General features: G+C 61.2%; 1 protein-coding gene. It reads left to right on the forward strand.

Annotation, left to right across the window (positions count from 1 at the left end):
- Window positions 1–48 precede the first annotated feature (48 nt).
- Window positions 49–4,860: a T9SS type B sorting domain-containing protein gene (locus CLV94_RS16890; RefSeq protein WP_211331207.1), complete on the forward strand. Its 4,812-nt coding sequence runs from the start codon at window positions 49–51 to the stop codon at window positions 4,858–4,860.

A 4,860-nucleotide genomic window follows, 5' to 3' on the forward strand; every position in this document is an offset into this window, starting at 1 on the left:
ACCGCCCAGATCACTACAGCGGACACACCGATCTGCGAGGGCATTGGCATGACGGTAGACGTCCAGGGTACCCCTGGCGCTATCGTCACGTACACCGACCCTTCAGGGACGCAGCAGACGCTCACCCTTGACGCTGCTGGAGCAGGCACGATAGCCATCGCCGCCTCGCTGGCTCCGGGTACCTATACCTACGCGCTGGTAAAGGCCTCGACGGCCAGCACGCCTCCGTGCGAGCAGAACGTCTCGGATTCGGTGACGATTACCGTAAGGGAGCTGCCTACGGCATCGATCCAGCAGATCGACGCGCAGGTATGCCTCGGCAGCCCGTCCAGGGTGAGGTTCACCGGACAGCCGAATGCTGAGGTGATCTACCTGCTTGACACCGCTGCGCAGCCGTTGATCACGCTCGATGCTGCCGGCGAATACATCCTTCTCGAGGTGCTTCCTTCGGCAGGTACCCATACCTACGATCTTATCGGGGTAAGATCTGCCGACGCTCCCTTCTGCACGCAGGCCCAGCCGGGTAGCGTAACGGTGGAGGTGACGGCAGCCCCTAGTGCGACTATCTCGAGTGCCTCGCCTGTCATCTGCGAAGGAGGCAGCGCTACTGTCGACTTCTCGGGAACCCTTGATGCGGATGTTACCTATACGGTAAACGGCGGGGCTCCCCAGACGATAAGGCTGTCTACGCCCAGCGCGGCAGACCCGGCCATCGGGGAGGCCTCCATCACCCAGGTCCTTTCGGCCGACACCAGATATGCCCTTGTGAGCGTGGCCACTACGGGCGCGGTCCCATGCTCGGCAGCCCTCACTGGCTTCATAGACATCACCGTGACCCCGCTTCCTGCGGGCACCATCGCGGCTACAGACGCGACGGTATGCGAGGGCACGGGCACGACCATCATATTCACGGGGCCTGCCAACGGCACGGTCACCTATGCCATAGGCGCGGGGCCTGCTACGACGCTTGCCCTGGATGCCGCTGGAAGCGCAAGCCTTCCTACAGGAAACCTTTCGGCAGGGCAGACCTACAGGCTGCTCGGGGTAAGCACGGGAGGAGCGGTGCCATGCTCGCGCACGCTGAACCTTCAGGCGACGGTATCGGTGAAGGCGCTGCCTACGGCCGTCATCACCGGCCCTGCGAACGTCTGCTCCAACAGGACCGCAGAGCTCGAGATCACCGGAACCCCCGGCGCGACGGTAAGCTTCACCTGGAACGGCGGAGCCGATACGGACACGGTGCTCCTTGACGGAGCGGGCTATGCCCTGTACACGACCCAGGCAATCACCGCGACGACGACCTTCAGCCTGGCCAGCGCCGTTTCCGGCGGAACCCCGTCCTGCACGGCAGCCCTTGCGGGAAGCGTGACGGTCACCCCGATCGCAGCGCCCGTAATATTCAGCCCGACGCCGCTCGAGGTGTGCGACGACAATACTGACGGCATCGCGGTGTTCGACCTTACGGACAAGGACCTTGAGATCACCGGCGGCCCTTCCACGCTGATAGTCACCTACCACGAGACGGAGCAGAACGCGATCGACAACGCCTTCCCTAAGCAGGACTTCCCATACTCGAACCTTGTGGACGCCTCTCCGGAGCAGGCGCCGTATATCATGTGGGTTAGGGTAGAAGAGCCTGGCGGAAGCCAGTGCCCGTCCTTCACGCAGCTTCGCCTGATCGTGAACCGCACGCCGCAGCCGACAGCCCCTAGCGCTATCGAGATCTGCGACGACGCCACGGCAGACGGCCTTGCGACCTTCCCTGACATAGGGATCAGGGAGCCTGACATGATCCTTGGTCTGAACCCTCTGGACACCTATACCTTTGCATACTATATCAACGAGGCCGACGCGAAGGCAGACATTCCTGCGAACCCGCCTATCGGCAGCGTCTTCAACTTCAACAATACGACGCCCTACTCCCAGATCATCTGGGTAAGGGTATCGACGCCTGAGGGATGCTTCAAGGCAGTGCCGCTGGAACTGAAAGTAAACCCGAACCCGGTAATCCCGGGACCTGGGCTGGTTCCGGAATATTCCGTATGCGACGACCCTAGCCAGGACGGATACGAGACCTTCGACCTTGAGGGCTACAAGTCGCGCATATCGTCCGCTCCGGGACTGGACATCCAGTACTATTTCGACGACGCGGCCCTGGCAGCAGGAACCCCGCTTCCGCTGTCCTACCAGAACCAGGTCATGACCGTGCAGACGATCATCGTCGGGGTGACCAACACGGCTACGGGCTGCTTCTCCAGGACGACCCTCACGTTGAGGGTGCAGCCGCTGCCGCTGATCAACATCCCGGCACAGATCCCTACGGCCTGCGATCCTGACGGGAACGCCACCGAGCAGTTCGACCTCGATGCGCTCATCCCTGAGATCACGGGCGGGGCACCCTACATAGTGACCTTCCACGAGACGGAGCAGAACGCGGAAGACGGCGTATTCCCATACACGAGCCCTTACAGCAACCTTGCTTCCGGAATCATCTGGATCCGCGCCACCGACCCGTCCACGGGCTGCTACTCCGTAGCACCGCTGCAGCTGATCGTGAATCCGGTGCCTGTTGTGCCGGCACAGATCGACGACCTTGTGGTGTGCGACACCAATGCCGACGGAACGACCAGGGTAGACCTTCAGGCCCATGCGGAGCAGGACCTTCTGGACGCGCAGGTTCCGGGCAACTATACCGTACGCTTCTATACCCTTGAGGCAGATGCGGAGGCCGGCCTCGGCGGAGCCATCGCTACCCCGACGAGCTATCCTGCGACCAACGGCCAGACTATCTGGGTAAGGGTGACCAATACCGACACGGGATGCTACAACGTGGGAAGCTTCACGGTCGTGATCAACCCTGCGCTGTCCTTCGCCCCTGTGGAATACTCGCTCTGCGACGACGCGCTTCCGAATGACGGGTTTACCGTATTCGACCTGACCTCGCAGAACGGCAACCTTACGGGCGGCCTTCCGGGCTACTCCGTTGCCTTCTATACCCTTGCAGGGACGCTGATCGATCCGGCAGACGCCTATACGAACCAGAGCCCAGGGGCGCAGACCCTGAACGTGGTGATCACCAACGACGCCACTACCTGCGTGAGCAGGACGACCCTGACGATCCGCGTGGAGCCGCTTCCTAACCCTAGGACGGATCCTCAGGATATCGAGTCGTGCGACAACGGGACGCCTGGAGACGGGATCTCCGAAGGCATAGACCTGACGGTAAACGAAGGCTACATAAGAAACAATGCGAATCCTGCCAGCGTGGCATTCTACTATTACACGGACGAAGCCACGGCCATAGCAGACGGAAACCAGGGAACCACGTATCCTAACGCCATCCCTGACCCGACCGACTATGACGGCCCTGCAGGAACGATATACGTGCTGATGACCACCAACGCGAACAACCCTTCGGCAAGAAAATGCTACCAGGTAGTAAGGTTCGAGCTGATCGTTAACCCGCTGCCTGCCCTAGGCGACAACGGCGATATCGACGACTTCGTTGCCTGCGTGGGCGGATCGACCAACACCTTCGTGCTGAGCAGCCACAATATAGAGGTGATAGCCGACGGCCTTGACGTTGCCGACTATACCTTCACGTACTACCATACGCAGCCGGAAGCGGAAGCGGCAGTTCCGGGAACGGAGCTTCCTGACAGCTATCCTAACGCGACCAATCCCGAGACGGTATGGGTAAACGTTAGGAACAATACGACAGGCTGCTACAGCGTGGGCACCTTCGACCTTATCGTCGACGAGCCTGCAGTAGCCAACCCTGTTACGGATCCTGCGCTGATTACCAAGTGCGATACGGACGGCACCAACGACGGGCTTGCCGACTTCGACCTGACGGCCTTCGACGCGACGGTGCTGGGCACCCAGCCGGCAGGAGACTTTACGGTACACTATTATGACGACAGGGCAGAGGCGGAAGCCGACGGGGACCTGGGCATCACGTCCACGAACCCTAACGCGCTGACCGGCCTGAACCCGTACCATACGGCCACGACGACCATCTATGCCCTAGTGATCAACAGGACGTCCACGACGGGCTGCCCTGCGATAGTGGCGATCCCGCTTACGGTGAACAGGCTGCCAGAGGTGACCCTTGAGGGAGGATTCTACTGCGTGGATCCGGTGACGCTGGACCCGCTGAATACCTTCACGCTCACTGCCGTTACGGACAATGGCGCGAATCCTGCGGACTACACCTACGTGTGGACCAGAGACGGAGGCGTGCTGCCCGATACGGGAAGCACCCTTGTGGTGGACGAGCAGGGAAGCTATACGGTGACTGCCACGAACATCGCCACGGGCTGCGTATCGGAGCCGTCCGACGCTGCGATCGTCACGGCGACCTCTGCGGCGATCATCACGGACGTTACGGTGACCAACGCCTTCACGGACAACGCGACCATCACGGTAGTGGTAGACCCGACGAGCCTTGGCGACTACGAGTACAAGCTTGACGAGGGCCCATGGCAGCAGGGGAACGTGTTCGCGCCGGTTTCTGCGGGCGACCACATCGTGTACGTGAGGGACAGGAACGACGGCGGATGCCAGGACTCCCAGCCGGTGCCGGTATCGGTGATCGACTACCCGAACTACTTCACGCCTAATGCTGACGGCTACAACGACACGTGGAACATCATCGGCCTTGCGGGCCAGCCAGAGGCGTCGATCTACATCTTCGACCGCTACGGCAAGCTCGTGAAGCAGATCAGCCCTGCGGGCTCAGGATGGGACGGGACTATGAACGGGCACCCGCTTCCTTCGACCGACTACTGGTTCAAGGTCCTGTACCAGGAGAACGGGACGGGCAAGGAGTTCAAGGCGCACTTCTCGCTCAAGAGATAA

Source organism: Flavobacterium endophyticum (assembly GCF_003634455.1).
Lineage (GTDB): Bacteria > Bacteroidota > Bacteroidia > Flavobacteriales > Flavobacteriaceae > Flavobacterium > Flavobacterium endophyticum.

Coding starts and splice junctions, on each gene's coding strand:
- CLV94_RS16890 (WP_211331207.1), top strand. CDS start 49: ATGACGGTAGACGTCCAGGGTACCCCTGGCGCTATCGTCACGTACACC.